The organism is Streptomyces sp. NP-1717, assembly GCF_022695985.1.
Classification (GTDB): Bacteria; Actinomycetota; Actinomycetes; order Streptomycetales; family Streptomycetaceae; genus Streptomyces.
Map to the genome: position 1 here is coordinate 1 of NZ_JAAPBF010000050.1, position 24,693 is coordinate 24,693.

The following is a 24,693-nucleotide window of genomic DNA, read 5'->3' on the forward strand; positions in this document are numbered from 1 at the left end:
GTGGGCTGCGGTCGCCCATGGTGCCGTACGCCGCCCCGCGCACGGACACGCCCTACGACCGGACCGCCGCCCCCCGGGGAGCCAGCACCAGGTCGATGTCGACCGACAGCGCCCCGCCCAGGTACGCCGCCGGGTGGGCGTGCGGCGCGTAACCCGTGGCCGAGCCCGCCAGGACGTACTCACCGGCGGACGGTGCCGTGAGCGCGTACCGGCCCTCGTCGTCCGCCGTGGTGAGACCGGCCTGACGGCCGCGAGCGTCGACGAGCGTGACGTTCGCCCGTGGGACGGGCGCGCCCTCGGTGTCCAGCACCCGGCCGCGGAAGCCCCGGTCGCCGGTCTGGGCGGGCACGTCGTTCTCACTGCTGGCCAGCAACTCGGTCCGGGGCGACGCCTTGTGGGACGGCAGGAACGCCGCCAGCGCGAGACCGCCGAGCACGGCGGCCGTGGCGATCATGAACGAGATGCGGAAGCCGTGCAGGCTGGGCACCGCCGTGGGACCCGTGCCGATCGCCGTACGCGCCAGCACCATGCCGATGACGGCGCTGGACACCGACGTACCGATCGACCGGGCCAGGGTGTTCAGCCCGTTGGCGGCGCCGGTCTCCTTCGGGTCGACGGCCCCGACGATCAGGGCGGGCAGCGAGGAGTACGCCAGCCCGATGCCCGCGCCGAGGACCACCGAGATGACGACGGTCTGCCAGGCGGCGCTCATCATGACCAGCCCGGCGCCGTAACCGACCGCGATGACCGCCATGCCGATCATCAACGAGACCTTGGGGCCGCGCCGCGCGGATATCCGGGCGTAGACCGGGGCCACGAACATCATCGTCAGACCGAGCGGGGCGACGCACAGACCCGCGACGACCATCGACTGGCCGAGGCCGTAACCGGTCGACGTGGGGAGCTGAAGCAGCTGCGGCAGGATCAGCGACACCGCGTAGAACGCGACGCCGACCATCACCGAGACGAGGTTGGTCAGCAGCACCTCGCGGCGCGCGCTCGTACGGAGGTCGACGAGCGGTGCCTTGAGACGCAGCTCCATGGCGCCCCACAGCCCGAGGACCACGGCGGCCACCGCGAACAGACCCAGCGTCGTGGACGACGTCCAGCCCCAGGCGCTGCCCTTGGTGATCGGCAGCAGCAGGGCGACGAGACCGGCGGAGAGGCCGAGCGCGCCGAACCAGTCGAACCGGCCACCCGCCCGCACCGAGCTCTCCGGCACCACCAGGACCGTCAGCACCATCGACAGCACGCCCAGTCCGGCGGCGCCGAAGAACAGGGTGTGCCAGTCGGCGTGCTGCGCGACCAGCGCGGCGCCGGGCAGGGCGAGTCCGCCGCCGACCCCGATCGACGAACTCATCAGGGCCATCGCCGAGCCGAGCTTTTCGCGGGGCAGCTCGTCGCGCATGATGCCGATGCCAAGGGGTATCGCGCCCATCGCGAAGCCCTGGAGGGCGCGGCCGGCGATCATCACCGTCAGATCGTCGGTGAACGCGCAGATCAGCGAGCCGACGACCATGACGGCGAGGCTCGCGAGCAGCATCCGGCGCTTGCCGTACAGATCGCCGAGCCGCCCCATGATCGGGGTGGACACCGCGCCGGCGAGAAGCGTCGCCGTGATGACCCACGTCGCGTTGTCGGGCGAGGTGCGCAGCAGCGCCGGCAGGTCCTTGATGATCGGGACGAGCAGGGTCTGCATGACGGCGACGGTGATGCCGGCGAACGCGAGTACCGGGACGACGCCGCCGGTCCCCCGCTTACGCGGAACGGCCCCGGGGACGGGGCCGGATCCGGCGTACTGGTCGGGCGTCGCTTGCGGCATAGGTGAAGCCTCCGGGCAGGGGAAGGGTGGGCCGGGCAGTCGTATGGATGAAGGCTGAACGCTTGCGGGCGCCCCGGTATTCCGCGCGGCGCGGGCGGATCGGCGCCCGGGGTCCGGCGAAGCGGCGCCCGTGGTCTGCTCGCGTTGAAGCCGGACAGGCCCTAGGCCGCGGGCCCGGTGTTCCGTACATCGATATCCCGATGTACGGGGCAGGGGGCGGGCTGCGACCATGACGGCCATGGCCCACGTCCCGGCAGTCTCCGAAACCGAAAACGGCCGCGAGCCCGAATCCGGCCCCGGCACCGAGAACGCCGGCGCCGCGCGGTCGACCCGTACCTGGGCCGTCATCGCCGCCGCGTGCGCCGGGCAGTTCCTCGTCGTCCTCGACGTCTCGGTGGTCAACGTCGCCCTGCCGTCGATGCGTACCGACCTCGGCCTCAGCACCATCGGCCTCCAGTGGGTCCTCAACGCCTACACGATCGCGTTCGCCGGGTTCATGCTCCTCGGCGGCCGGGCCGCCGACATCTTCGGCCGCAAGCGGATGTTCCTCGCCGGGCTCGGCGTCTTCACCGCCGCGTCCCTGGCCGGCGGTCTCGCGCAGGAGGGCTGGCAACTGCTCGCCGCCCGTGGTGTACAGGGCCTCGGCGCGGCCGTACTGGCCCCCGCGACGCTCACCATCCTGACCGCAGCCGTCCCCGCCGGACCGGCGCGGACGCGGGCCATAGCCACCTGGGCGGCGGTCGGCGCGGGCGGCGGCGCGGCGGGCGGGCTCGTCGGCGGCGTACTGACCGACGCGCTGTCCTGGCGCTGGGTGCTGCTGATCAACGTGCCCACCGGGGCGCTGGTCCTGGCCGCCGCCGTGCTGTGGCTGACGGAGGGCCGGGCGAAGGAGGCGCGGCGCCGGCTGGACCTGCCCGGCGCCGTCCTGGTCACCGGAGGTCTCGCCGTCGTCGCGTACGGCATCGTGCAGACCGAGGAGGCGGGCTGGACGGCCGCGGCGACCCTTGTGCCGCTCCTTGGCGGACTGCTGCTGCTCGCCGCGTTCCTGCTGGTCGAGGCGCGCACCAAGCAGCCGCTGATGCCGCTGAGACTCTTCCGCGTACGGGCGGTCTCGGGCGCCAACGCGGGGATGATGGTGACCGGTTCGGCGTCGTTCGCGATGTGGTTCTTCATGACGGTCTACGCCCAGAACGTCCTCGGCTACACGCCTCTCCAGGCGGGCCTCGCGCTCATACCGAGTTCGCTGAGCGTGGTACTCGGCTCCAAGCTGGCGCCCGTGCTGATGCGGCTGATCGGTGCCCGCCACGTCGCGGTCCTCGGCGCGCTCGTGGGGGCGGCCGGATTCGGCTGGCAGTCGGCGATGACCGCCGACGGCACCTTCCTGAAGACGATCCTGGGACCCGGCATCCTGATGATGGCGGGCGCCGGACTGGCCATGACACCGCTCGCCGCCCTCGCGACGGCGAGCGCGGCACCCGGCGAAGCCGGTCTCGTCTCCGGCCTCGTGAACACCTCGCGGACCATGGGCGGGGCCATCGGCCTCTCGGTCCTCTCGACGGTCGCGGCGGCCCGTACGTCCCACGGGACGGGCCCGGTGGCGCTCACCGAGGGGTACGCGCTGGCGTTCAGGACCGGGACGGGACTGCTGGTCGTGGCGGCGCTGCTGATGTTCTTCTGGCTGCCGCGCCAGTCCGACACGTAACAGAGCACGCCTGGCGGCGGTGCGCGGCCCGGTCCCTCAGAGCCAGCCCTGCTGCCGGGCGGCCCGTACCGCCTCCACGCGGTTACGGGTCCGGGTCTTGCCGATCGCCGACGAGAGATAGTTCCGCACGGTCGACTCCGACAGATGCAGTTTCGCCGCAATGTCCGCGACGGTCGCCCCGTCCACGGAGGCGTTCAGCGCGTCGCACTCGCGCGCGGTCAGCGGGCTCGGACCCGCGCTCAGCGCGGCGGCGGCCAGCACCGGGTCGACCACCGTCTCCCCGCCGAGCACCCGCCGGATGGCCTCGGCCAGCTCCTCCACCGGCCCGTCCTTGACCAGGAAACCCGCGGCCCCCGCCTCCATCGCCCGGCGCAGATAGCCGGGCCTGCCGAAGGTGGTGAGGATCAGCACCCGGCAGTCGGGGACCTCCTCGCGCAGGTCGGCGGCGGCGTCGAGACCGCTGCGGCCGGGCAGTTCGATGTCGAGCAGCGCCACGTCGGGACGAGCCGTCAGAGCGGTGGAGACGATCGTGTCCCCGGTGGACACCTGGGCGACCACCTCCATGTCCCTCTCCATACCGAGGAGCAGCGCGAGGGCGCCGCGCATCATGTTCTGGTCCTCGGCGAGAAGGACTCTGATCATGCCGGTCGCTCCGATTCCGTCGGTGAAGCCGTCTCCGCGGGCCGCGTGTCCGCCGTGGGATCGACCGGGAGTACGGCGGTCACCCGGAAGCCGCGTCCCGCCGGACCGGCAGGTCCCGTTTCGAGCGAACCGCCCGCCACGGCCAGCCGCTCGGTGAGACCCGTCAGGCCCGTACCCCGGTAACCCGGTGCCGTTCCCGTATCCGCGCCCACGTCGTCGGCCGGTCCAGAGCGTACGCCGCGACCGTCGTCCGCGATCACCAGCCGGACCCGCTCCGGCGCGCCGTCCACCGTGATCTCGCAGCGGGTCGCCCCGCTGTGCCGTACGGCGTTGGTGACCGCCTCCCGTACGACCCAGCCGAGCAGCGCCTCCGTACGCGGTCCCAGCGGCGGCCCCGACTGCCGTACGACCGGCTCGATCCCGGCGGCCGTCAGCGCGGAGCGCGCCCGGTCCAGCTCGGTCGTCAGGCGGGCGTCGCGGTAGCCGGTGACGGCCTCGCGGATCTCGGTCAGCGCCTGTCGGCCGACGGACTCGATGTCCGTGATCTGCGCCAGCGCGGCGTCCATGTCGCGCGGCGCGAGCCTGCGCGCGGCCTCGGACTTCACCACGATCACGGACAGGGTGTGGCCGAGCAGGTCGTGCAGGTCGCGCGAGAAGCGCAGCCGCTCCTCCTCGACCGCCGAACGCGCCAGCTCCTGCCGGGTCGCGCGCAGCTCCACCACCGTCTCGGACAGGGCCAGGATCGCGGCGGTGACCAGCATCGAGATGACCGTGCCGTACGCGATGGTGACCGCGCCCCACCCGTCGTGGACTGCCGCGATGACCGCGACCGTCACCGCCAGCGGCCCGCCGACCAGAACGAGATACCGGCCACGCAGCACGGTGCCGCAGGCGAGCCCGAACAGCGGGAAGAACAGCAGCCAGCTGCCGCCGTAGGTACCGCCGAGGCCGAACGTCATCACGGCCATCCCGGCCAGCGCCCACCAGGTGCTCCGGCTGTGCCGTGCCGACGGGTGGAAGGCCCGGAACACCACATTGATGTAGAGGGAGTTGAAGACCAGCAGCCCGATGGCGCCGAACCAGGGGTTGGGGGTCTCGCCCTGGACGATGTTGGAGAAGGAGCCGAGGCCCAGCAACAGCCACGGCAGCATCGCGAAGCCCGGGATCGACTCCGGCCGCAGCCCGCGCCGGGTCCTCGGCTCCCGCTGCTGGGCCCTCACCGGCTCGCGCCGGGTCTCCGTCGCCGCGTCGCTCATGCCGTCCTCGCAGACTTTCGGTAGGACATCACAGCGTACGAACCGGACACCGCCAGCCAGCCGAGGAGTACGGCGACCGCCGTCGGGCCGGGGGCGTGCCCGGCGGTGGTGGCCCAGCCGAGTTCGGCGAAGCCGTGGGCGGGCGTGTACTCGGCGACGGTGCGCAGCCAGCCGGGGAACGCCTCGATCGGGAACCAGAGCCCGCCGAGCACGGCCAGACCCATCAGGGCGCCCACGTTGACCACTCCGGCGGTCTGCGCGGAGAGCCGGTAGCCGTTGCCGATCCCGAAGAGCGTGAACGGCAGCGTGCCCACCCACAGCAGCAGGACCAGCACGGCCCACTGCCAGGCGTCGAGCCGTACCCCGTTGGACACCGCGCCGGCCGTGAGGACCGCCAGGATCGCGGGCAGGACAGTCACCGTGCTGGTGACGGCACGGCCGAGTACGACCTGACGGGGCCGCATGGGGGTGATGCGCAACTGGCGCAGCCAGCCGAGCGAACGGTCCTCGGCTATGCCCGTGCCGACGCTGACGGCGGCGCCGAGCGCGCCGTAGGCGGCCATGCCGACCATCGCGGTCGTCTTCCATCCGGCGGCGCCGTCGTCGTCGGGGCCGAGGTTGGTGAACAGCAGATACATCAGTACGGGCATCCCGGCGCCGAAGATCACGAATCCCGGGTCGCGCAGGGTGCGCCGCATTTCGAGCAGGACGTAGCCGACCATCACACCGTCTCCTTCGCCGTCGTCGGCCCGGCACCGGTGAGCGCGAGGAACGCGTCCTCCAGCGTGGCGTGGGCGACCTCCAGGCCCTTGACCCGGCCGAGGGCGGCGAGCGCGACGACGGTCGCGTCGGAGTCGTCCGTACGCAGCCGGGCTCGGTCGCCCCGTACCTCCACCGAGACGACACCCGGCAGCGTGCCGAGCCCTTCCGTGCCGCGTCCCGCGAGATCGAAGGCGACGAGGTGGCCGCCGACCGCGCGTTTGATCCGCTCGCCGCTGCCGTCGGCGACGATCCGGCCGTGGTCGATGACGACGATCCGGTCGGCGTTGTCGTCGGCCTCCTCCATGTAGTGCGTGGAGAACAGGACGGTGTTGCCCCGGCGGGCGTAGGCCCGCATGGACGCCCAGAACGCGCGCCTGGCCTCCACGTCCAGGGCCGCCGTCGGCTCGTCGAGGACGATCAGCCCGGGGCTGCCGGCGAGGGCGATCGCGAAGCGGACGCGCTGCCACTGGCCGCCGGAGAGCTTGTCGACGCGGCGCCCGGCGAGTCCGGTGAGCCCGGCGAGCTCCAGGGCCTCGGCGAGAGGCAGCGGGCGCGGGTAGGTGCTCGCGACGAACGACACGAGTTCGCGCACCGTCGTACGGCGGATCGGCCCGCCCTCCTGGAGCATCGCGCCGACCCGCCCCGAGGTCACCGCGCGCTCGGGGGTGTCGCCGAAGAGCCGGACGCGGCCGGTGTCGGGCTCGTCGAGGCCGAGCAGCAGGCCGATGGTGGTGGACTTGCCCGCGCCGTTGCGTCCGAGGAGGGCGATGGTCTCGCCGCGTGCGATGTCCAGGTCGACGCCGTCCACCGCGCGTACGGCGCCGAAGGACTTCGTCACTCCCTCGACGCGTACGGCGGGCGCGATCGGGGGGCGTGTGGCGGGTGTCGCCGGTGCCGGTGGCTGTGTCATGCCGACGACGTTACGGAGAGCGCGCGGACACCGGCAGATACGTGTGTCCGGAGTCGGCCGGGACAAATGTCCTGCCCTCACGCCGTGTTGGCCCGGCTGTGTCCCCCAGGGCCTGTCTTCAAAGTCCCGCCTGGCCGGCGACGCCCGCCGCACGGCACCTCGCCGCGTTGTCGGACTCGGCCGAGTACGCCCGGTACGACCCCGATCCTCCGCCTTGCGCTACACCGCACCAGCCGCCGCCAGCCTCGCCCTTCGGGCGGACGGCGCTACTTTGAAGACAGGCCCTCGAGCGGTGTTCGCCCCCGACCCCGGACGGACCCGGACGGACTTGTGGGTCCGTCCGGGTCCGTCCGGCGACCGGGGACGGACTCAGGCCGTCTCGGTGTTCTCCCCGGGACGGCGGTGGCGCCCGTGGGCCGACGACTGCGAGTCGTCGGTGGCGGCGGCCCCGCCCCGGTGTTTTCCGTGGCCGGTTTCGTCCCGGTCGCCGGCCGCCTGGTGCGGACGGTCCTGGGCCGTGTCTGTTCGGCTTTCGGACATGTGGGAAGTCACTCCGTCAAATCGCTGCATCGCTGCTGTCGCTGCTGGCACACGGGGGCCGGCCGTCCCCGTACCGACCGACCGGACCCGCGGCAAAATACTAACCAGCCCTATCCGGCGGCCGTACGCCCGGTGAGCGGTGCCTGTTGCAGCGGAACCGGCTTGTAAGCGAGGCGAGTTGGCCGGCGCTCGGACCCGTCGCCACCGGCGGCTTCCGGTTGTGCGGGTTCTGTGGCCGATTCGGGCCGTACGCCCGGCGTCACCCCGTGCCAGGTGTCCGGCGGTACGTCCCGCGGGGCCTCGCGCGGCACCTCAAGCCGGGCCACCCCGCAGGGCATCGTGCCCGTGACGTACGGAAGTTGGAGCACCCCCTCCCGCGACCACAGCCCCGCCCCGGCCAACCAGCCCTCCGGGGGTGGCTGTTGGTGGAGCCGCCGGGCGGACGGCCGCCAGGTCCCCACCCAGGTACCGGCCGGCCCGTCGATCCGCATCGCGACCGCGCAGCTCTCCGGCATCAGCACCTGCCCCGGCTGGGCGGCGAACGGAGTGACGACGTGACCGGCCGGGCGCAGACACTCCGGGAAGCGCACCGGCCGGGCGCTGCCCAGTACACCCCAGCCGAGCAGGTCCCGGCCCGGCGCGTCCGAACGGATCAGCAGCAGACCGCTGTCGGCGTCGGCCAGCAGCAGCCGGTCGTTGCTGCCCTCCGCGAGCTGGAGCAGCGGGCTGACCTCGCCGCGCCGTTCCAGATCGACGGCCACCGCCTTGACCACCCCGTCCAGTTCACGGTCGAGGGCGAGCAGCCGCCCCGTACGGTCGAGCCAGACGCCGCCCGTGCAGCGCCCGCGCAGGGTCGCGACCGGTTCCGGGCCGAAGGCGCCGCCCGCCACCAGCCAGAGCGTCGTGCCGTGTTCGCCGGGCGCCAGCGCGTAGGCGCTCGTGCCGTCGGGCGACGGCGGCAGCAGGGTCAGCTCCGGGCACTCGACCGCGCCGAGCGGCAGCTCGCCCGTCCCCGGCCCGGTCGGATAGAGCAGCGAGAACGCCTGCCGGTCCGCCACCCGCCGGTGGATCAGCACCCGCCCGTCGGCCAGCGGCAGGACACCGGTGTCGGGCTCCTCGGGCTGGTCGAGGGGGAGCGGTACGGCGTACGGCTCCGGCCCGTCGAGCGTCCACCGCTCGGGGAACCACGCGGCCCCGGCGCCCTGCCCTTCCTCCGCGTCCCGCCCCTGTTCCCGGGCGTCGGGGGAAGGCGAGCCGGCGCCGCCGTTCGTACCGAGGGTCAGCCGCGCCGCGTACGAACCGTCCGCCGCGATCGCGATCCCGGCGCGCCGGACGGCCCCGTCCGACGCGCCAATTTCCACGCTCTCCATGACACAGGCTGTCATCGCTCCGTCACCTCCGGCGACGACGCTAGGTTCGCACTCGCTGCCGAACAACACCGGCCCACCCGCTTCACACATAAGGGTGGCCGGTCCGGGGTTCGGCTGAGGGGGAGGGGGCGGTTGTGCTGACCGGGGCGGACGTGGCTAAAGTAAGGCATCCCTAAGTAAGACCCTTGGAGCACTGATGTCCGTTAGACGTCGCGGCACGGCCGCGCTGGTGGCCCTCGCCGCCGCCCTCTCCCTCGCGGCCTGCGGAAGCGACGGAGGGTCGGACGAGAAGTCGTCCCCCGGCGCCGGAGCGGACAAGAAGGCCGTCGCGCAGGGCGGCGAGGACTTCGCGGAGGCGGCGGCGAAGACGGCGGGCTACGGCACCGACGCCAAGCCGGGCGAGTTCCCCCGTACCGTCACCCACGCCATGGGCGAGACCGTCCTCGACGCGCGGCCGGAGCGTGTCATCGTGCTCGACGTCGGCGAGTTCGACAACGTCGTCTCGCTCGGTGTCGAACCGGTCGGCTACGCGCCCACCGAGGGCGACGAGGGCATACCCGAGTACCTGAAGAAGGGGGCGGGCAGCCCGAGGAACGTAGGCACCATCAACGGCCTCAACCTGGAGTCGATCGCGGCCCTCAAGCCCGACCTCATCCTCGGCAGCCAGCTCCGTGCCGCCGACAAGTACGACGAGCTGTCGAAGATCGCCCCCACCGTGTTCGCCATCCGCCCCGGCTTCACCTGGAAGGAGAACTTCCGGCTCAACGCGGCGGCGCTCGACCGGAGCGCGGCGGCCGAGAAGGCGCTCGGCGCGTACGACGCGAAGGTCAAGGCACTGTCCGCGGACATCGGCGCCGACAAGCCGACGGTCTCGATGGTGCGCTACATGCCCGGCAAGATCCGCCTGTACGCCAAGGCGTCGTTCATCGGCACGATCCTCGACGACGCCGGTCTGCCGCGCCCCGCGAACCAGCAGATCAACGATCTCGCCGTCGAGGTCAGCCCCGAGAAGATCGACGAGGCGGACGCCGACTGGATCTTCACCGGTGTGTACGGCGACCCCAAGGCCACCAAGCGCGACACCGCCCGCTCCAACCCGCTGTGGAAGAACCTCAAGGCGGTGGAGTCGGGACAGGCCGAGGACGTACCGGACGAGACCTGGTACCTCGGGCTCGGGGTCACCGCGGCCGAGCTGGTGCTGGACGATCTGCGCGGTTACCTGGCGAAGTGATGTGCGCGGGTCCACCGGGCGCTGTCCGGTGGACCCGTTCGCCGTCGGTCGCCGGACGGGCCGAGTGGGTGCGTACGGCGGGGGCGATCGGTCCGCGCGGTGAAGGGGAGCCGCCCGCCCGTGGTGGTCGCACCAGGGGTGGCAGGTAGCCTTTGCCCCGTGCCCCGCCTGTCCGAAGTCCTCGCCCAGTTCGACGCCCTCTGGCCGCCCGAGCGGGCCGAACAGTGGGACGCCGTCGGAACCGTCTGCGGCGATCCCGACGCCCCGGTGACCCGCGTCCTGATCGCCGTCGACCCCGTCCAGGACGTCGTGGACGAGGCCCTGCGGCTCGGCGCCGATCTCATCCTCACCCACCACCCGCTCTATCTGCGCGGGACGACGACGGTCTCCGCCGGCACCTTCAAGGGCCGCGTCGTGCACACCCTCATCAAGCACGACATCGCGCTGCACGTCGCGCACACCAACGCCGACGGCGCCGATCCCGGAGTCTCCGACGCCCTCGCAGGCGCGCTCGACCTGCGTGTCGTACGGCCCCTCGTACCCGACCCGACCGATCCGGCGGGCCGCCGGGGCCTCGGCCGGGTCTGCGAACTCGACCGCCCGGCCACCCTCCGCGACTTCGCCGCGCGCGCCGCCCACCGGCTGCCCGCCACCGCGCAGGGCATCCGCGTGGCGGGCGACCCCGACTCCGTCGTCAGTACCGTCGCCGTGAGCGGCGGATCCGGCGACAGCCTCTTCGACCACGTACGGGCGGCGGGCGTGGACGTCTTCCTCACCGCGGACCTGCGCCACCACCCGGTCTCGGAGGCCACGCAGCACTCACCGCTGGCGCTGGTCGACGCGGCGCACTGGGCCACCGAGTGGCCCTGGTGCGAACTCGCGGCCACCCAGCTCGACGAGATCTCCGACCGCCACGGCTGGGACCTGCGGGTCCACGTCTCGAAGACGGTCACCGACCCCTGGTCCTCCCACCATTCCTCAGGAGCCCCCAACTGAACGCCGAACCCGCCGACCAGATCCGACTCCTCGACGTCCAGGCCCTCGATCTGCGACTCCAGCAGATCGCCCACCGTCGCGACTCGCTGCCCGAGCACGCCGAGATCGAGTCGCTGACCAAGGACCTCACCCAGCTGCGCGACCTGCTGGTCGCCTCGCAGACCGAGGAGAGCGACACCGCTCGCGAGCAGACCAAGGCGGAGCAGGACGTCGACCAGGTCCGTCAGCGCGCCGTACGCGACCAGCAGCGCCTCGACTCGGGCGCCGTCACCTCGCCCAAGGACCTCGAAAGCCTTCAGCGCGAGATCGTCTCGCTCGCCAAGCGCCAGGGTGATCTGGAGGACGTCGTCCTCGAAGTGATGGAGCGCCGGGAGGCCGCGCAGGAGCGGGCCGCCGAGCTGACCGAACGCGTCTCCTCCGTGCAGGCCAAGTCGGACGACGCGGTCGCGCGCCGCGACGCCGCCGCCGAGAAGCTCGGCGGCGAGGAGGCGACGGCGGCCAAGGAGCGCGAGGCCGTCTCGGCGACCATCCCCGCCGATCTCCTCAAGCTGTACGAGAAGCTGCGCGTTCAGCAGGGCGGCGTCGGGGCGGCCCGCCTCTACCAGCGCCGCTGCGAGGGCTGCCGGCTGGAGCTCAACATCACCGAGGTCAACGAGGTCAAGGCGGCGAGCCCCAGCACCGTCCTGCGGTGCGAGAACTGCCGCCGCATCCTCGTCCGCACCGCCGAATCGGGTCTGTAGATGCCGACCTTCGTCGTCGAGGCCGACGGCGGGTCGCGGGGCAACCCGGGCCCGGCGGGTTACGGCGCCGTCGTCATCGACGGGTCGACCGGTGAGACGCTCGCCGAGGCCGCCGAGTACATCGGCGTCGCCACGAACAACGTCGCCGAGTACAAGGGTCTGATCGCCGGGCTGAAGGCCGCGAAAGCCCTCGACCCGGGCGCCGACGTCCACGTCCGGATGGACTCCAAGCTCGTCGTGGAGCAGATGTCGGGCCGCTGGAAGATCAAGCACCCGGACATGAAGCCGCTGGCAGCCGAGGCCGGGCGGATCCTTCCCACGGGGCAGGTCCGCTACGAGTGGATCCCGCGCGAGAAGAACAAGCACGCCGACCGGCTCGCCAACGAGGCGATGGACGCGGGCAAGAAGGGCAAGAAGTGGGAGCCCTCGGGCTCCACGGCGGAGCTCGGCGCGAAGGCGGGACGCGGGGCCGCGCGCCCGGCCGCCGCTCCCGCCCCCGCGGGGCCGCCCGGCGACGCGGCGGCCGGCGCGGCGAAGGCGCGCGCGGCGCTGGCCGCCTCGTACGAACTGACCACCACCGTCCCCGAGCAGGCCGCGCCGTCCGTCGGCTGGGGCGCCGCCGACCTCGGCACACCCGCCACCTTCGTCCTGCTGCGGCACGGCGAGACCGCCCTCACCCCCGAGAAGCGCTTCTCGGGCAGCGGTGGCGGCGACCCGGAGCTGTCGGCCGCCGGCCGACGGCAGGCCGACGCCGTCGCGACCGCGCTGGCCGCGCGCGGCACGGTCCAGGCCGTCGTCTCCTCGCCGCTGCTGCGCTGCCGCCAGACCGCGGACACCGTCGCCACCCGGCTCGGACTGGACGTCTCCGTCGAGGACGGACTGCGCGAGACGGACTTCGGGGCCTGGGAAGGGATGACGTTCACCGAGGTCAGGGAGCGGTACGCGGACGATCTGAGCGCCTGGCTGGCCTCGCCCGGCGTGGCACCGACGGGCGGCGGCGAGAGCTTCAACGCGGTCGCGACACGGGTCGCCGCCACCCGCGACAGCCTGCTGACGCGGTACGCGGGCCGCACGGTGCTGGTCGTCACCCATGTGACACCGGTGAAGACCCTGGTCAGACTGGCGCTGGGCGCGCCGCCGGAATCCCTGTTCCGGATGGAGCTGTCGGCCGCGTCGCTGTCGGCGGTCGCCTACTACGCGGACGGCAACGCGTCGGTGCGTCTGCTGAACGACACGTCGCATCTGCGCTGAGAGGCTCGGGGGAGTGCGGTGGGCTGGCAACTGACCGGGGACGTCGAGGAGTTCCGTACGGCTGCCGGTCCGTGTCTGGCGCGGGAGCCCGCCCGTTCGACGCTGCTGCTGACGATCAGTGAGTCGCTGCGCGGCAGCGGGGCGACGGCGCCGGTGCGGTTCGGCTACTGGCGCGAGAGTGACGACGCCCCGGTGACGGCGGGCTTCGTCCAGACGCCGCCGCTGCGCCCGCTGCTCGGTCCGATGCCGGACCGGGCGGCGCGCGAACTCGTCCCCGTACTGCGCGCCGTCGATCCGTCGTTGAACTCCGTGCAGGGTGAGAACGCGTGCGCGGAGGCGTTCGCCGCCGAGTGGACCGGGCGCTCCGGCGGATGGCAGGTCTCGCATCAGGTGCGGCTGTTCCGGCTGGGCGTACTCACCCCGCCGGACCCCGCCCCCGCCGGGCGGGCCCGGCTCGCCACCGACGGCGACCTGCCGCTCGTCGCCGAGTGGATGAGCGCCTTCGCCGCCGACACCGGCCAGCCGGACGCGGACGGCACCCGGGCCGCGGCGGAGCGAATCGCCGACGGCCGCCTCCGGGTGTGGGACGTCGCGGGCGCCCCGGTGTCGATGGCCTCGGTCTCACCGGTCGTCGCGGGCCAGGCGCGGGTGTCCCCCGTCTACACACCGCCGCGGCTGCGCGGACGCGGCTACGGTGGCGCCGTCACGGCGGCGATCAGCCGGGCGGCGCGGGAGTCCGGGGCCGAACAGGTGCTGCTCTTCACGGACTTGGCGAACCCGACCAGCAACGCGCTCTACCGGCGCCTGGGATACCGGCCGCTGACGGACAGTCAGGCGCTGACCTTCCGAAGCTGATTTCCCGTCACCGCGCCACGGGCCCGGCACAGTGGGCCGCCCACGGGCCCGGCACAGCGGACGTCAGCGCAGGGAGGCGGCCTCGCGGGCCAGCTTCTCCACCCGGTCCCAGTCCTTCGCCGCGATCGCGTCGGCCGGCAGCATCCAGGAGCCGCCCACGCAGCCCACGTTGCCCAGCGCCAGATACGACCCGGCCGACGCCAGGGAGATCCCGCCCGTCGGACAGAACCGCGCCTGCGGCAGCGGCCCCGACAGCGCCTTGAGATACGCCGTCCCGCCGGCCGCCTCCGCCGGGAAGAACTTCATCTCCGTCACGCCCCGCTCCAGCAGCGCCACGACCTCCGACGTCGTCGAGACACCCGGCAGGAACGGCACCCCGGACGTCCGCATCGCGTCCAGCAGCGTGTCCGTCCACCCCGGGCTGACCAGGAAGCGGGCCCCGGCGGTCACGGACTCCGTCACCGACCGCGCCGAGACGACCGTCCCGGCACCGACCACGGCGTCCGGCACCTCCGCGGCGATCGCGCGGATCGCGTCCGGCGCCGCCGGAGTGCGCAGCGTCACCTCGATCGCGGGCAGCCCGCCGGCCACGAGGGCGCGGGCCAGCGGTACGGCGTCGGCGGCATCGTCCACGACGACGACAGGGACAACGGGGGCGAGGTCCAGCACGGAGGTCATGCCGCCATCCTGCCGCGCCGCCCACGCTCCTCGCAACGCGCGTTGCGCCCTGCGCAACAGCGCTCCGTGGACGGTCTCAGTGGATCTCCGACACCACCACGTCCAGTGACCACGCCCGTCCGGCGCCGCCGGGCGCCGCCACCTCCACCACGTACCCCAACTCGCGCAACGTCTCCACCAGTTGCTCGGGCCTGCGCGGCTTCGCACCGGCCAGGAGCAGGTCCCGGACCAGCCGCCCCTTCGTGGCCTTGTTGAAGTGGCTGACCACCGACCGCTTCTCGACACCGTCCACGACCTGCGCGTGCAGGACACGCACCGTCGCCGTACGGGCCGCGACATCGCCCGCCGGCCGCCAGGCCGGCGTGTACGACGACGACCGCAGATCCAGTACGAGCCCGTCCCCGGCCACCTCGGGCAGCACCGGGGTCATCGCCCTGCGCCAGTGGGTGCCCAGTGGGCCGACGCCCGGGAGCTTCACACCCATCGAGCAGCGGTACGACGGGATCCGGTCGCCGATGCGTACCGCGCCCCAGAGTCCGGAGAAGACCAGCAGCGACTTCCCGGCCCGCCGCCGCGCGGCGGTGTCCAGGGTGGCGAGCCCGAGCGCGTCGTACAGCACGCCGGTGTAGATGTCCCCGGCCGGCCGGGTCCCCGCGGTCCGCAGCCCGACGTTCTTCGCGATCTCGCCGCGCAGGCCCTCGCTCAGACCGAGGACCTGCGCGGCCTTCTCCTCGTCGGCCGCGCACAGCTCGACCAGCTCGTCCAGTACGGCGGCCCGTGCCTCGGCCAGTCCGGCCAGTGACAGCGACTCCGGCTTCAGCGGAGCCCCGCGGCCGGAGGCGGCCTTGCCTTCCGACGGTGGCAGCAGCACGAGCACGGTGGTTCTCCTCAAGGACGTGACGTACGGGGGGTGCGGCCCCCGGCCGCCCAGATTAGGCGACGCCGCTCGTGATCCCGTCCTCGTCGGCGGCCACGGCCGGTGCCTCGGCGGACGCCTTCCCGAGCCGCGTGAGCCGGGCCACGAGCGCCGCCGGGTCGTCGGCGTGGAAGCGGACCGCCGTCGCCGTGCCGCGTCCGCCCATCGGCCGTACGAACTCGACCGGCTCGGTCAGGTCCACGCGTACGGTCGTCTGGCCGCCCACGATCAGGTCGAGCGTCCCGCCGGGCTCGTCGATCCTGATCAACGAACCGTCGGGGTAACGGCGTTCGACACGTACCGAGCTGATCCGGCCGCTCGCGATCGGCATGTCGAACAGCGCGCCCCAGCGCACCCGGAGCGACCCGTCCGCGCCGACGACATGCGGCCGGGTGACGCAGGCCGCGTGCAGGGCGAGCACCATCAGCACGCCGTACACGTCCAGCACCAGCACGATCATGTGCACCAGCGGCCAGGGGATGAGCATCGCCAGCGCCACGGTCTCCACGACGGACACGAAGAGCAGCCCGTACATCATCGCCGTCTGCGGTCCGGTGTACGGAGCGGCGAGATCGCCCTCGCGTACGCCGTGGCGGCGCCGGGCCACCCACCGTACGAGGCTCGTCACCCCCCGTGCCTCGTTGACGAGCAGCCGGCGCGCGGTGGCCGGTACGGCGGTCTCGAAAGCCCGCGCGAGGGCGGCCCGGCGCTCGGCTCCGGCGAGGCGCGCCGCCTTGTAGTGCCGCCGCACCAGCACGGCCTCGATCGCCACGACCGTGAGCACTACGGCCTCGGCGGTCCAGATCACCGGCGCCGGGACATCCACGCCGGCCAGCAGACACACGACCAGCGTGATCTCGGCGGGCACCATCACCCACAGGACCTTGTTCATCCCCGTCCCTCCCTGTGCATCCTCTTCGCGAGTTCTTCCATCACCTGCTGCGCCACCTCGGCCTGGGCGGGGGTGAAATCGGCGAGGAACGCGTCGCCGAACCCCTCCAGCTCGGGACCGTCCGCCGTCGCCAGTTCCGCCAGCACCTCCACCGGGATGACGGCCGCGAGCGCCTCGGCGAGCGGTCCGACGCGCGGATCGCCGGCCGCCGCGTCGGCGAGGTCGTCGAGCCGTTCGTAGAGCGCCAGGACGTCCGGGTCGCGCGTCAGCGGGAGGAGGGCGTCGTAGACGATCTCGTCGCCGCCGACCGTGTCGAGCAGCGTGAGGAGTTCGCGGTCCTTGGCCGCCATCGGCGAGGTGGTCTCCGGCATGGCCCCCAGCAGCCGCGCCAGCGCGGGCGACACCGGACCCTCGGGAGGCAGCGTCCCGGTCATCAGCTCGGCGAGCCTGCGCCGCCTGGTCCGGATCTCCTCCTCCTGCCGCGCCAGATCGGCGTCCAGCTCGCCGAGCACCTCGGCCAGCTCCCGCCCCGCGTCGTCGGCGAGCACGTCCCGCACCTCGTCCAGGCTGAGCCCCAGCTCCGACAGCCGCCGGATCCGGGCGAGGAGGACGGCGTCCCGCACGGTGTAGACGCGGTAGCCGTTGGCCCGCCGCTCGGGCTCCGGCAGCAGCCCCAGATGGTGGTAGTGCCGCACCGCCCGCGAGGTGACCCCCACGAGCGCGGCGATCTCTCCGATGCGCATGACCCCAGTAGAAACCCTGACGCTGCGACAAGGTCAAGGCGGATCGGCCGGGCACCCGGGTGACCGGCCGGGCGGGTACCATGACGATCACGGCAGACGAGCCGGGCGGACGGCCGCGTGAAGATCCTGGATCTTCCCGAGGAACGTCCGGGCTCCACAGGGCAAGGTGGTGGGTAACGCCCACCCGGGGTGACCCGCGGGACAGTGCCACAGAAAACAGACCGCCGGGGACCTCGGTCCCCGGTAAGGGTGAAACGGTGGTGTAAGAGACCACCAGCGCCCGAGGTGACTCGGGCGGCTAGGTAAACCCCACTTGGAGCAAGGTCAAGAGGGGCCGTCGTGAGACGGCCCTGCGCGGACGTCCGAGGGCTGCCCGCCCGAGTCCGCGGGTAGACCGCACGAGGCCGGCGGCAACGCCGGCCCTAGATGGATGGCCGTCTCCCCGGCCGCCGCGAGGCGACCGGGCGACAGAACCCGGCGTACAGCCCGACTCGTCTGCCGCTACCTGATGAGCTCGTCGAGTAGCTGCTCCAACAGATCGTTGTCACCGAGGAAGCTCTTCACCGAGGCGTCCTCGTTGCGTTGAGGGTCCATGCCCGACCAGTTCAGAACGTATCCCGCGTCGGTGCTGAGCTGGGCAAGGAACGCCCGCTGGGCGCGGCCGTTGCCCTCGCGGAACGGGTGGAGGACGTTCAGGTCGCCGTACAACGCGGCCAGTTGGATGACGAACGCCTGCCGGTGGAGATTTTGCAGGTGGCCGGAGGAGGCGAGACGACCGAAGACCTCTCCGGCGTAGGACACCAGGTTTCTCGCCGGACAGAACGGTGTGCGCTTGGCGATGTTCACTGTGCGTAACTCGCCTGCCCACGCATAGATGTCACCGAAGATCGTGGCATGGAACGCTCGGAGATGGCCGAGGTCGTACGTGCCGGGTAGGGGGCGTTCGGCGAGCATGACGAGGCGCGCCCTGGTGATGTCCGCCTCCGCTGACGCGAGCAGCTGATGGTCGCTGATGCCGAGATTGTTGCGCAGCACGCCGTTGGGCAGGGTGTACGGATCGTTCACCCTGCCCGCCGCTCCGAAGTCCGGCGGTGACGGGCGATCGCGCGGGCGACAAGGGTGTCCGCGTCGAGGTCGCCCTGCACGTATGCCTCGGTGTCGCGGTCTGAGGCAGGGGAGGCCTGGAGTCCCTCGGCCTCGATGGAGCCGGTGGCAGAGGCGACGGCCGCACGTCGTGCAGCTCGGCCGCTCAGCGCCTCGAACGCCTCGACGGACAGGAGAACGCCCTGGGGCTTGCGGTGGGCGCCGATCAGGACCGGGTCGGCATCCGCGCCGGACTCCGACAGGTCGGTCAGGATCCGCGACAGTCGCGCGCGCGCGTCGCTGACGGTCACGACCTCATGAATTTCCACGCTGTCACCGTACCCGTATAGAGGCCTTATTCCTGTACAGATTCTAGTACGGATTCTGGTGAGTGTCCCGACTCCGGCGGCCCTGGGGTATCCCCAGCGGTGATGCCGTCTGCCTCGGACGCTTCGGTCGATGTGGCAGGGTGCGGTGCGCTCCTAACTTCGCGGTATGACCGCTTTGGAAGTGCGAAATCTGCACAAGCGTTACGGGCACCACGTTGCCGTCGATGACGTCTCCTTCACCGTTGAGGAGGGGAAGATCTTCGGCATCATCGGGCCCAACGCCGCCGGCAAGACGACGACCGTCGAGAGCATCGCCGGGCTGCGGACGCCCGATTCGGGCTCGATCTCCGTGCTGGGACTCGACCCGGTCAGGGACTGGGCGGAGGTGCGTGAGCGACTCGGCGGCTCTACAGCTCCTTCTATCGGGACCCCGTCGACTGGCGCGAGCTCTTGGAGCTCCTGGGTCTCACCGAGAAGCGCGACTCCGTGGAGCGTCCTGCTCGCGCAGACGATTGTCGCGTTCGCCTCCGTGGTCGTCTCTGCGGCACTCATGATCCTCCTCGCGTACAGCCCGACTCGTCTGCCGCTCAGACCGGCTCCGCCCCGGCGTACGGCAGGGGTGAGGATGGGGGCATGCCCCGACCTTCCGGATTCAGTTATGAGCGGCACACCGACGGCACCGTCGTCATCACGCACCAGGGGCGGGTCGCGAGCACGCTGCGCGGTGGGCGCGCCGACAAGTTCGTCGCGCAGGTCGAGGCGGGCGACGCCCAGTTGGTGATGGCGCGGTGGACCGGGGCGTACAAATTCGGGAACGAGCGCGTGGCGCGTGACCACCCCCGGAACCGGGGGCGCTGACGGGACGGGCGGTCACAGCTCCTCGGCGCGCAGGGCCAGGTCCTGGAGGATGTCCGCCGAGGAGACTTCCGGGCCGCCGGCGTCGTGGACGCGGGCCAGCGTCACGAAAGCGAGAGTGAACGCCCCCACCAGCTGTTCCACCGCGCCGCCGACCTCCCGGCCGAGCAGGGCGCTGAGTTCCTCGGGGGTCGCGTCCGCCGGGACCTCGACGCGGGGCATCGTCTCGTTGAGCAGTTCGGTCACGACGCCCATCTCGGCGTCCATGTCCTGCTCCTGACCGGTGTCCTCCTCAAGTCTGCGCTGCCAGTCACCGGCCTGCGTCAGGATGCCGATCACGCGCTTCAGGACCTCGCTCTGCTCCATGCCGTGAGCATAGGCGGGCGCGATGGGGCACGGGGGGAGCAGCGCGAGCCGGGGCCCCGGGTGCCGTAAGCCCCGGTGGAGACGACGACGGACCGAGGGCGGGCCCGCCCCGCCGATGAACTTATGCCGCGGGGATCAGCGTGCCCGTGCCCGACACCCGGACCCGTGCGTCGCCAGGTCGCAGCTCCACCGTCAGTACGCCCGGCCTGCCCATGTCCACGCCCTGATGGAGGGTGAGCACCGACGCCTCGGGTACGAGGCCCAGTTCACGCGCGTACGCGCCGAACGCCGCCGCCGCCGCGCCCGTCGCCGGGTCCTCGACCACGCCGCCCACCGGGAACGGGTCGCGTACGTGGAAGACGTCCGTCGACTCGCGCCACACCAGCTGGACCGTGGTCAGCTCCAGCCGGTGCATCAGCGCTTCGAGGCGGGCGAAGTCGTAGTCGAGGTCCGCGAGCCGGGCGCGGGTCGCCGCGCCGAGGACGAGGTGGCGGGCACCGGCGTACGCGATGCGCGAGGGCAGGGCCGGGTCGAGATCGGCGGCCGGCCAGCCGAGCGCGCCCAGTGCCTCGGCGAGGTCGGCGTCGGCGACGTCCTCGACGTGCGGCTCGACGCTGGTGAGCGTGGCGCGCGGCGCGCCGCAGTCCCCGTCGGCGGTGACCGTCACGGGTACGGTCCCGGCGGGCGTCCGGAAGACCAGGTCACCGCGCCGATCCGCTCCGCCAGCGCGATCGCGGTGGCGACGGTGGCGTGGCCGCAGAACGGGACCTCGGCCTTCGGGCTGAAGTACCTGATGGTGAAGGTCCGTCCCGGCTCACCGGCGTCGTCCGGGGCCGCCGTCAGGAAGGCCGACTCGCTGTACCCGAGGCCGGCGGCGATCGCGAGCATCGCGTCGTCCGTGAGCCCGGTGGCGTCGAGCACGACCCCGGCGGGGTTGCCCCCGGCGGGATCGGTCGAGAAGGCGGTGTAGCGCAGGACTTCGCCGGTCGGTGTGGGTTCGCTCATGCGCGTGCCAACGACGGCGGGCCGAGGGGCATTCCCGCCGCCCGCCCGCCGGGGATCACGGGACAGCCCTTACCCCCGGCCGATGAACGGCATCGTCGTCGCCAGCACCGTCGCGAACTGGATGTTCGCCTCCAGCGGCAGCTCCGCCATGTGCAGCACCGTCGTCGCCACGTCCGCCGCGTCCATCACCGGCTCCACCGCCAGTTCGCCGTTGGCCTGCGGAACGCCCCGCTGCATGCGCTGCGTCATGTCCGTCGCCGCGTTGCCGATGTCGATCTGGCCGCACGCGATGCGGTACGGACGGCCGTCCAGCGACAGCGACTTGGTGAGTCCCGTGAGCGCGTGCTTCGTCGCCGTGTACGCCACCGACTCCGGGCGCGGCGCGTGCGCCGAGATGGAGCCGTTGTTGATGATCCGGCCGCCCTGCGGATCCTGGTCCTTCATCAGCCGGAACGCCGCCTGCGCGCAGAGGAACGAGCCCGTCAGATTGGTGTCGACGACCTTGCGCCAGGCGGAGTAGGGCAGATCCTCCAGCGGTACGCCGCCGGGGCCGAACGTGCCCGCGTTGTTGAAGAGGAAGTCGATCCGCCCGTACCGCTCGCGCACCGTCTCGAAGAGCGCGTCCACGTCCTCGGGCCGCGCCACGTCCGTCGGGACACGGATCAGGTCCGCGTCCGGCGCCAGCGCCGCCGTCTCCGCCAGGCGGTCGGCCTTCCGCCCCGCGAGGACCACCGACCAGCCCGCCCCGGCCAGGGCGAGCGAGACGCCCCGTCCGATGCCCGAACCCGCTCCCGTCACCACGGCGATCTTCCGCTCAGCACTCATGGGCCCGCAGCGTACGGGAGGAGGGGCGCGCACGGGGAACTCATCGGGCGGACATCCCGATGTTGTGTACCCGACAACGATCGGACGTCGCGTACGGCTGCACTTCCCCTGACAACAGCCGTCAGGGGAGGGGCACATCACATGACACCCGCACGCACAGCTACGCCCGCCGGCCGCACCGCCGCCGCGCACTCGCCCGCACTGCGCGCCGCCGCGGCCCATCTCGGCCGCCGGAGGTTCCTCACCGTCACCGGCGCCGCCGCAGCGCTCGCCTTCGCCGTCAACCTGCCCACGGCCGGCACCGCGAGCGCCGCCGAGCTGGACGCCGCGAAGATCAAGAGCGACCCCTTCACCCTCGGTGTCGGCTCCGGCGACCCGCAGCCCGCGTCCGTACTGCTCTGGACCCGCCTCGCGCCCAGCCCGTACCAGTCCGACAGCGGTCTGCCCCGGAACAGGGTCTCCGTGCGCTGGGAGGTCTCCCACGACGAGCGGTTCACCCGGATCGTCAGACGTGGCACCGCCACCGCCCACCCCGAGTTCGACCACAGCGTCCATGTCGAGGTCCCCGGCCTCGACGCGGACCGCTTCTACTTCTACCGCTTCCGCGCCGGGAAGTGGATCAGCCCGGTCGGCCGCACCCGTACCGCCCCCGCGCGCTCCGCGAACGTCGGGGAACTCAGGCTCGCCGCCGTCTCCTGCCAGGCTTACCACGACGGCTACTTCACCGCGTACAAGCACCTGGCGGCCGAGGACCTCGACGTCGTCATCCACCTCGGCGACTACCTGTACGAGTACGCCGTGACCGCCGTCGGCGGCGCCCGGAACTACACCGACCGCAGACTCCCCGCGCACTACAACCGCGAGACGGTCACGCTGGAGGACTACCGGCTGCGCTACGGCCTCTACAAGTCCGACCCGGACCTGATGGCCGCGCACGCCGCGCACCCGTTCGTCGTGACGTGGGACGACCACGAGACCGAGAACAACTACGCCGACGAGACGCCCGAGAACGACGTGCCGCCGGAGGAGTTCCTGCTCCGCAGGGCCGCCGCCTACCGCGCCTACTGGGAGAACCAGCCGCTGCGCACCCCCCAGCAGCCCGACGGACCCGACATGCGGCTCTACCGGCGCCTGCACTTCGGGCGCCTCGCGCAGTTCGACATCCTCGACACCCGCCAGTACCGCTCCAACCAGGCGTACGGGGACGGCTGGCAGGTCCCCGGTCCGGAGTCCGAGGACCCGGCGCGCACCATGACCGGCGAGACGCAGGAGCGCTGGCTGCTGAACGGCTGGCGGCAGTCCCGCGCGGTGTGGAACGTCCTGCCGCAGCAGGTGACGTTCGCGCAGCGGCGCGACGTGCCCCGGCCGGACTTCAAGCTGTCGATGGACAGCTGGGACGGCTACCCGGCCTCCCGCAAGCGGATCCTGGACGGCGCGGAGACGGCCGGCCTCGACAACCTGATGGTGCTCACCGGCGACGTGCACGTCGGCTACGGCTTCGACCTCAAGGCCGACTTCGACGACCCCGACTCCCGCACCGTCGGCACCGAGATCGTCGCCACGTCCATCGCCAGCGGCAAGGACGGCGCCGAGAAGCCGGCCAACTGGTCCAACCTCACCACCGCCAACCCGCACATGAAGTTCTACAACGGGCGGCGCGGCTATGTGACCGTCACCCTCGGCCGCCAGGAGGCCCGCGCCGACTTCAAGACGGTGTCCGCCGTCACGACGCCCGGCGCGCCCCTCTCGACGGCCGGGTCCTTCGTGACGGAGGCCGGTGACCCCGGCCTCAAGACTGCCTGACGCAAGGCGAGTCGACGGCGAACTGACGAATCGTCAGCAAGATTCGTCAGGACGGCTCGTCCACCGGGTAGCGGACGCCGACGCGCTCACGTACCGCGTCGAGCGTCCGCATCACCGCCAGACTGCCCTCCAGCGGCACCAGCGGCGACTGCCTCTCACCGGCCCGCAGACACCGCATCACCTCGGCCGCCTCGTGCTGCATGCCCCCCAACGGGCTCTCCACGGTGTGCCGTTCGGGATCCCGCCCGTTCCGGTGCAGCACGAAGGCGTCCGGTGCGAAGAAGCCGCTCGGCAGCTCGATACGCCCGGCCGTGCCGGTCACCGTCGCCGTCGACGGCGTCGCGGCCGTCACCGAACAGCTCAGCAGCGCCGTCGCCCCGGACTCCCAGCCCAGCAGCATCCCCGTATTGAGATCCACGCCTTCGGGCGACAGGAGCGCGTCGGCCTGTACGCGGTCGGGCTCGCCCAGGATCAGCTGCGCGAACGACACCGGGTAGACCCCGAGATCCAGCAGCGCGCCGCCGCCGAGCGCGGGATCGCGCAGCCGGTGTTCCGGACCGAACGGGCCCTGGAGCCCGAAGTCCGCCTGGATTGTGCGGACTTCACCGATGGCGCCGTCCGCGATCAGCTCCGTCATCCGCCGGACCACCGGACTGCAGTACATCCACATGGCCTCCATCAGGAAGAGATCCCGCTCACGCGCGAGCGCCACCAGCTCCCGTGCCTCCCGCGAGTTGAGCGTGAACGCCTTCTCGCACAGCACCGCCTTTCCCGCCTCCAGCGCCAGCCCCGCCGCGGCGCGGTGCGCGGAGTGGGGCGTCGCGACGTACACCACGTCCACGTCCGGATCGGCGACGAGCCCGGCCCAGTCGCCGTACGCCCGCGGTATGCCGAACCGGTCGGCGAACGCCTTCGCCGACGCCTCACCGCGCGAGGCAACGGCGACGATCTCGGCGCCCGGCATGCTCCCCACGTCCCCGGCGAACCTCGCCGCGATACCGCCCGTCGCCAGGACACTCCACCGCACCGTGCCGCCCTCCGTACCCGCGCCGACCCCGCCGGCCTCGCCGTTTCTGTCGTCCCCGTCACGTTCCGCCGTCATAAATGCCCCTTACACAAAA

The 24,693-nt window shown here is 72.3% G+C and carries 24 protein-coding genes, 1 other RNA gene and 2 pseudogenes; 10 read left to right on the forward strand and 17 right to left on the reverse strand.

The features are described from left to right. Window positions 1–52: 52 nt before the first annotated feature. Entirely contained in the window at window positions 53–1,822 is a 1,770-nt protein-coding gene (locus tag GXP76_RS13535; protein WP_242571763.1) for an MFS transporter, read from the reverse strand. Between the two features lie 238 nt (window positions 1,823–2,060). Between GXP76_RS13535 and GXP76_RS13540 the strand changes: the two genes are divergently transcribed. Beyond that, entirely contained in the window at window positions 2,061–3,524 is a 1,464-nt protein-coding gene (locus tag GXP76_RS13540) for an MFS transporter (protein ID WP_374360919.1), read from the forward strand. A gap of 36 nt (window positions 3,525–3,560) precedes the next feature. Here GXP76_RS13540 and GXP76_RS13545 read toward each other — a convergent pair whose 3' ends face one another. The 6 genes from GXP76_RS13545 to GXP76_RS13570 all read right to left on the reverse strand — a co-directional run bounded on the left by GXP76_RS13545 (window position 3,561) and on the right by GXP76_RS13570 (window position 9,019). Continuing rightward, window positions 3,561–4,166: a response regulator transcription factor gene (locus GXP76_RS13545; protein ID WP_242571765.1), complete on the reverse strand. Its 606-nt coding sequence runs from the start codon at window positions 4,164–4,166 to the stop codon at window positions 3,561–3,563. Beyond that, window positions 4,163–5,422: a sensor histidine kinase gene (locus tag GXP76_RS13550; RefSeq protein ID WP_242571766.1), complete on the reverse strand. Its 1,260-nt coding sequence runs from the start codon at window positions 5,420–5,422 to the stop codon at window positions 4,163–4,165. The genes GXP76_RS13545 and GXP76_RS13550 overlap by 4 nt, the downstream gene beginning before the upstream one ends. After that, window positions 5,419–6,144, reverse strand: a complete 726-nt coding sequence (locus GXP76_RS13555) for an ABC transporter permease (RefSeq protein WP_242571767.1) — start codon at window positions 6,142–6,144, stop codon at window positions 5,419–5,421. Before GXP76_RS13555 ends, GXP76_RS13550 begins: the two co-directional genes overlap by 4 nt. After that, window positions 6,144–7,094, reverse strand: a complete 951-nt coding sequence (locus GXP76_RS13560) for an ABC transporter ATP-binding protein (protein ID WP_242571768.1) — start codon at window positions 7,092–7,094, stop codon at window positions 6,144–6,146. The genes GXP76_RS13555 and GXP76_RS13560 overlap by 1 nt, the downstream gene beginning before the upstream one ends. 369 nt (window positions 7,095–7,463) lie before the next feature. Beyond that, window positions 7,464–7,634 (reverse strand): hypothetical protein, encoded by a 171-nt coding sequence (locus tag GXP76_RS13565; RefSeq protein ID WP_242571769.1) that lies wholly within the window; start codon window positions 7,632–7,634, stop codon window positions 7,464–7,466. 110 nt (window positions 7,635–7,744) lie between these two features. Then, entirely contained in the window at window positions 7,745–9,019 is a 1,275-nt protein-coding gene (locus GXP76_RS13570) for a hypothetical protein (RefSeq protein ID WP_242571770.1), read from the reverse strand. A gap of 181 nt (window positions 9,020–9,200) precedes the next feature. Between GXP76_RS13570 and GXP76_RS13575 the strand changes: the two genes are divergently transcribed. The 5 genes from GXP76_RS13575 to GXP76_RS13595 all read left to right on the forward strand — a co-directional run bounded on the left by GXP76_RS13575 (window position 9,201) and on the right by GXP76_RS13595 (window position 14,077). Continuing rightward, window positions 9,201–10,235 (forward strand): ABC transporter substrate-binding protein, encoded by a 1,035-nt coding sequence (locus GXP76_RS13575; protein ID WP_242571771.1) that lies wholly within the window; start codon window positions 9,201–9,203, stop codon window positions 10,233–10,235. A 159-nt stretch (window positions 10,236–10,394) separates the two neighbouring features. Next, window positions 10,395–11,231 carry a Nif3-like dinuclear metal center hexameric protein gene (locus GXP76_RS13580; RefSeq protein WP_242571772.1) on the forward strand — a complete coding sequence of 279 codons (837 nt, stop codon included), beginning with the start codon at window positions 10,395–10,397 and terminating at the stop codon, window positions 11,229–11,231. Further along, the gene (locus GXP76_RS13585) at window positions 11,228–11,971 is read left to right on the forward strand and encodes a zinc ribbon domain-containing protein (RefSeq protein ID WP_242571791.1); all 744 of its coding nucleotides are present in this window, start codon (window positions 11,228–11,230) and stop codon (window positions 11,969–11,971) included. Before GXP76_RS13580 ends, GXP76_RS13585 begins: the two co-directional genes overlap by 4 nt. Beyond that, the gene (locus GXP76_RS13590; protein ID WP_242571773.1) at window positions 11,972–13,222 is read left to right on the forward strand and encodes a bifunctional RNase H/acid phosphatase; all 1,251 of its coding nucleotides are present in this window, start codon (window positions 11,972–11,974) and stop codon (window positions 13,220–13,222) included. 18 nt (window positions 13,223–13,240) lie between these two features. After that, a complete protein-coding gene (locus GXP76_RS13595; RefSeq protein ID WP_242571774.1) occupies window positions 13,241–14,077 on the forward strand; it encodes a GNAT family N-acetyltransferase in 837 nt (278 codons plus the stop codon). Window positions 14,078–14,140: 63 nt separating this feature from the next. Here GXP76_RS13595 and eda read toward each other — a convergent pair whose 3' ends face one another. The 4 genes from eda to GXP76_RS13615 form a co-directional block, all read right to left on the reverse strand. After that, on the reverse strand, window positions 14,141–14,755 hold the full coding sequence (eda, locus tag GXP76_RS13600) for a bifunctional 4-hydroxy-2-oxoglutarate aldolase/2-dehydro-3-deoxy-phosphogluconate aldolase (RefSeq protein WP_242571775.1): 615 nt from the start codon (window positions 14,753–14,755) through the stop codon (window positions 14,141–14,143). Window positions 14,756–14,831: 76 nt separating this feature from the next. Continuing rightward, window positions 14,832–15,632, reverse strand: coding sequence for a peroxide stress protein YaaA (yaaA, locus tag GXP76_RS13605; RefSeq protein ID WP_242571792.1), 801 nt, complete (start codon window positions 15,630–15,632; stop codon window positions 14,832–14,834). Window positions 15,633–15,687: 55 nt separating this feature from the next. Continuing rightward, window positions 15,688–16,563, reverse strand: coding sequence for a hypothetical protein (locus GXP76_RS13610; RefSeq protein ID WP_242571776.1), 876 nt, complete (start codon window positions 16,561–16,563; stop codon window positions 15,688–15,690). Next, window positions 16,560–17,306: a MerR family transcriptional regulator gene (locus tag GXP76_RS13615; protein ID WP_242571777.1), complete on the reverse strand. Its 747-nt coding sequence runs from the start codon at window positions 17,304–17,306 to the stop codon at window positions 16,560–16,562. The genes GXP76_RS13610 and GXP76_RS13615 overlap by 4 nt, the downstream gene beginning before the upstream one ends. A 97-nt stretch (window positions 17,307–17,403) precedes the next feature. Between GXP76_RS13615 and rnpB the strand changes: the two genes are divergently transcribed. Next, an RNA gene (gene rnpB, locus GXP76_RS13620) (RNase P RNA component class A) lies at window positions 17,404–17,804 on the forward strand. 3 nt (window positions 17,805–17,807) lie between these two features. On the opposite strand, the gene GXP76_RS13625 is transcribed toward rnpB, so the two are convergent. Further along, window positions 17,808–18,371, reverse strand: coding sequence for a Fic family protein (locus tag GXP76_RS13625; RefSeq protein ID WP_242571778.1), 564 nt, complete (start codon window positions 18,369–18,371; stop codon window positions 17,808–17,810). Continuing rightward, on the reverse strand, window positions 18,368–18,718 hold the full coding sequence (locus GXP76_RS13630) for a type II toxin-antitoxin system Phd/YefM family antitoxin (RefSeq protein ID WP_242571779.1): 351 nt from the start codon (window positions 18,716–18,718) through the stop codon (window positions 18,368–18,370). Before GXP76_RS13630 ends, GXP76_RS13625 begins: the two co-directional genes overlap by 4 nt. A gap of 166 nt (window positions 18,719–18,884) precedes the next feature. Between GXP76_RS13630 and GXP76_RS35850 the strand changes: the two are divergent. Together GXP76_RS35850 and GXP76_RS13640 are read left to right on the forward strand one after the other, a co-directional pair. Beyond that, a pseudogene (locus tag GXP76_RS35850) lies at window positions 18,885–19,055 on the forward strand (ATP-binding cassette domain-containing protein); the annotation flags it as partial. A 296-nt stretch (window positions 19,056–19,351) separates the two neighbouring features. Then, complete coding sequence (locus GXP76_RS13640; protein ID WP_242571793.1) at window positions 19,352–19,576, forward strand: hypothetical protein; 225 nt, start codon at window positions 19,352–19,354, stop codon at window positions 19,574–19,576. A 12-nt stretch (window positions 19,577–19,588) separates the two neighbouring features. Here GXP76_RS13640 and GXP76_RS13645 read toward each other — a convergent pair whose 3' ends face one another. The 3 genes and pseudogenes from GXP76_RS13645 to GXP76_RS13655 form a co-directional block, all read right to left on the reverse strand. Continuing rightward, window positions 19,589–19,939, reverse strand: a complete 351-nt coding sequence (locus GXP76_RS13645) for a hypothetical protein (protein WP_078077598.1) — start codon at window positions 19,937–19,939, stop codon at window positions 19,589–19,591. A 121-nt stretch (window positions 19,940–20,060) separates the two neighbouring features. Continuing rightward, window positions 20,061–20,944: pseudogene (locus tag GXP76_RS13650) on the reverse strand (PhzF family phenazine biosynthesis protein). A gap of 69 nt (window positions 20,945–21,013) precedes the next feature. Next, window positions 21,014–21,769, reverse strand: a complete 756-nt coding sequence (locus GXP76_RS13655; protein ID WP_242571780.1) for an SDR family oxidoreductase — start codon at window positions 21,767–21,769, stop codon at window positions 21,014–21,016. A 141-nt stretch (window positions 21,770–21,910) separates the two neighbouring features. On the opposite strand from GXP76_RS13655, the gene GXP76_RS13660 reads away from it, so the two are divergent. Further along, entirely contained in the window at window positions 21,911–23,572 is a 1,662-nt protein-coding gene (locus tag GXP76_RS13660; RefSeq protein WP_242571781.1) for an alkaline phosphatase, read from the forward strand. A 46-nt stretch (window positions 23,573–23,618) separates the two neighbouring features. On the opposite strand, the gene GXP76_RS13665 is transcribed toward GXP76_RS13660, so the two are convergent. Further along, on the reverse strand, window positions 23,619–24,674 hold the full coding sequence (locus tag GXP76_RS13665) for a Gfo/Idh/MocA family protein (protein WP_277993350.1): 1,056 nt from the start codon (window positions 24,672–24,674) through the stop codon (window positions 23,619–23,621). Between the last annotated feature and the right edge of the window lie 19 nt (window positions 24,675–24,693).

Bases quoted from the DNA above. Each gene is read 5' to 3' on its own strand.
- GXP76_RS13535 (WP_242571763.1), bottom strand. From the start codon at position 1,822: ATGCCGCAAGCGACGCCCGACCAGTACGCCGGATCCGGCCCCGTCCCC.
- GXP76_RS13540 (WP_374360919.1), top strand. From the start codon at position 2,061: ATGGCCCACGTCCCGGCAGTCTCCGAAACCGAAAACGGCCGCGAGCCC.
- GXP76_RS13545 (WP_242571765.1), bottom strand. From the start codon at position 4,166: ATGATCAGAGTCCTTCTCGCCGAGGACCAGAACATGATGCGCGGCGCC.
- GXP76_RS13550 (WP_242571766.1), bottom strand. From the start codon at position 5,422: ATGAGCGACGCGGCGACGGAGACCCGGCGCGAGCCGGTGAGGGCCCAG.
- GXP76_RS13555 (WP_242571767.1), bottom strand. From the start codon at position 6,144: ATGGTCGGCTACGTCCTGCTCGAAATGCGGCGCACCCTGCGCGACCCG.
- GXP76_RS13560 (WP_242571768.1), bottom strand. From the start codon at position 7,094: ATGACACAGCCACCGGCACCGGCGACACCCGCCACACGCCCCCCGATC.
- GXP76_RS13565 (WP_242571769.1), bottom strand. From the start codon at position 7,634: ATGTCCGAAAGCCGAACAGACACGGCCCAGGACCGTCCGCACCAGGCG.
- GXP76_RS13570 (WP_242571770.1), bottom strand. From the start codon at position 9,019: ATGACAGCCTGTGTCATGGAGAGCGTGGAAATTGGCGCGTCGGACGGG.
- GXP76_RS13575 (WP_242571771.1), top strand. From the start codon at position 9,201: ATGTCCGTTAGACGTCGCGGCACGGCCGCGCTGGTGGCCCTCGCCGCC.
- GXP76_RS13590 (WP_242571773.1), top strand. From the start codon at position 11,972: ATGCCGACCTTCGTCGTCGAGGCCGACGGCGGGTCGCGGGGCAACCCG.
- eda (WP_242571775.1), bottom strand. From the start codon at position 14,755: ATGACCTCCGTGCTGGACCTCGCCCCCGTTGTCCCTGTCGTCGTCGTG.
- GXP76_RS13610 (WP_242571776.1), bottom strand. From the start codon at position 16,563: ATGAACAAGGTCCTGTGGGTGATGGTGCCCGCCGAGATCACGCTGGTC.
- GXP76_RS13615 (WP_242571777.1), bottom strand. From the start codon at position 17,306: ATGCGCATCGGAGAGATCGCCGCGCTCGTGGGGGTCACCTCGCGGGCG.
- GXP76_RS13640 (WP_242571793.1), top strand. From the start codon at position 19,352: ATGCCCCGACCTTCCGGATTCAGTTATGAGCGGCACACCGACGGCACC.
- GXP76_RS13645 (WP_078077598.1), bottom strand. From the start codon at position 19,939: ATGGAGCAGAGCGAGGTCCTGAAGCGCGTGATCGGCATCCTGACGCAG.
- GXP76_RS13655 (WP_242571780.1), bottom strand. From the start codon at position 21,769: ATGAGTGCTGAGCGGAAGATCGCCGTGGTGACGGGAGCGGGTTCGGGC.
- GXP76_RS13660 (WP_242571781.1), top strand. From the start codon at position 21,911: ATGACACCCGCACGCACAGCTACGCCCGCCGGCCGCACCGCCGCCGCG.
- GXP76_RS13665 (WP_277993350.1), bottom strand. From the start codon at position 24,674: ATGACGGCGGAACGTGACGGGGACGACAGAAACGGCGAGGCCGGCGGG.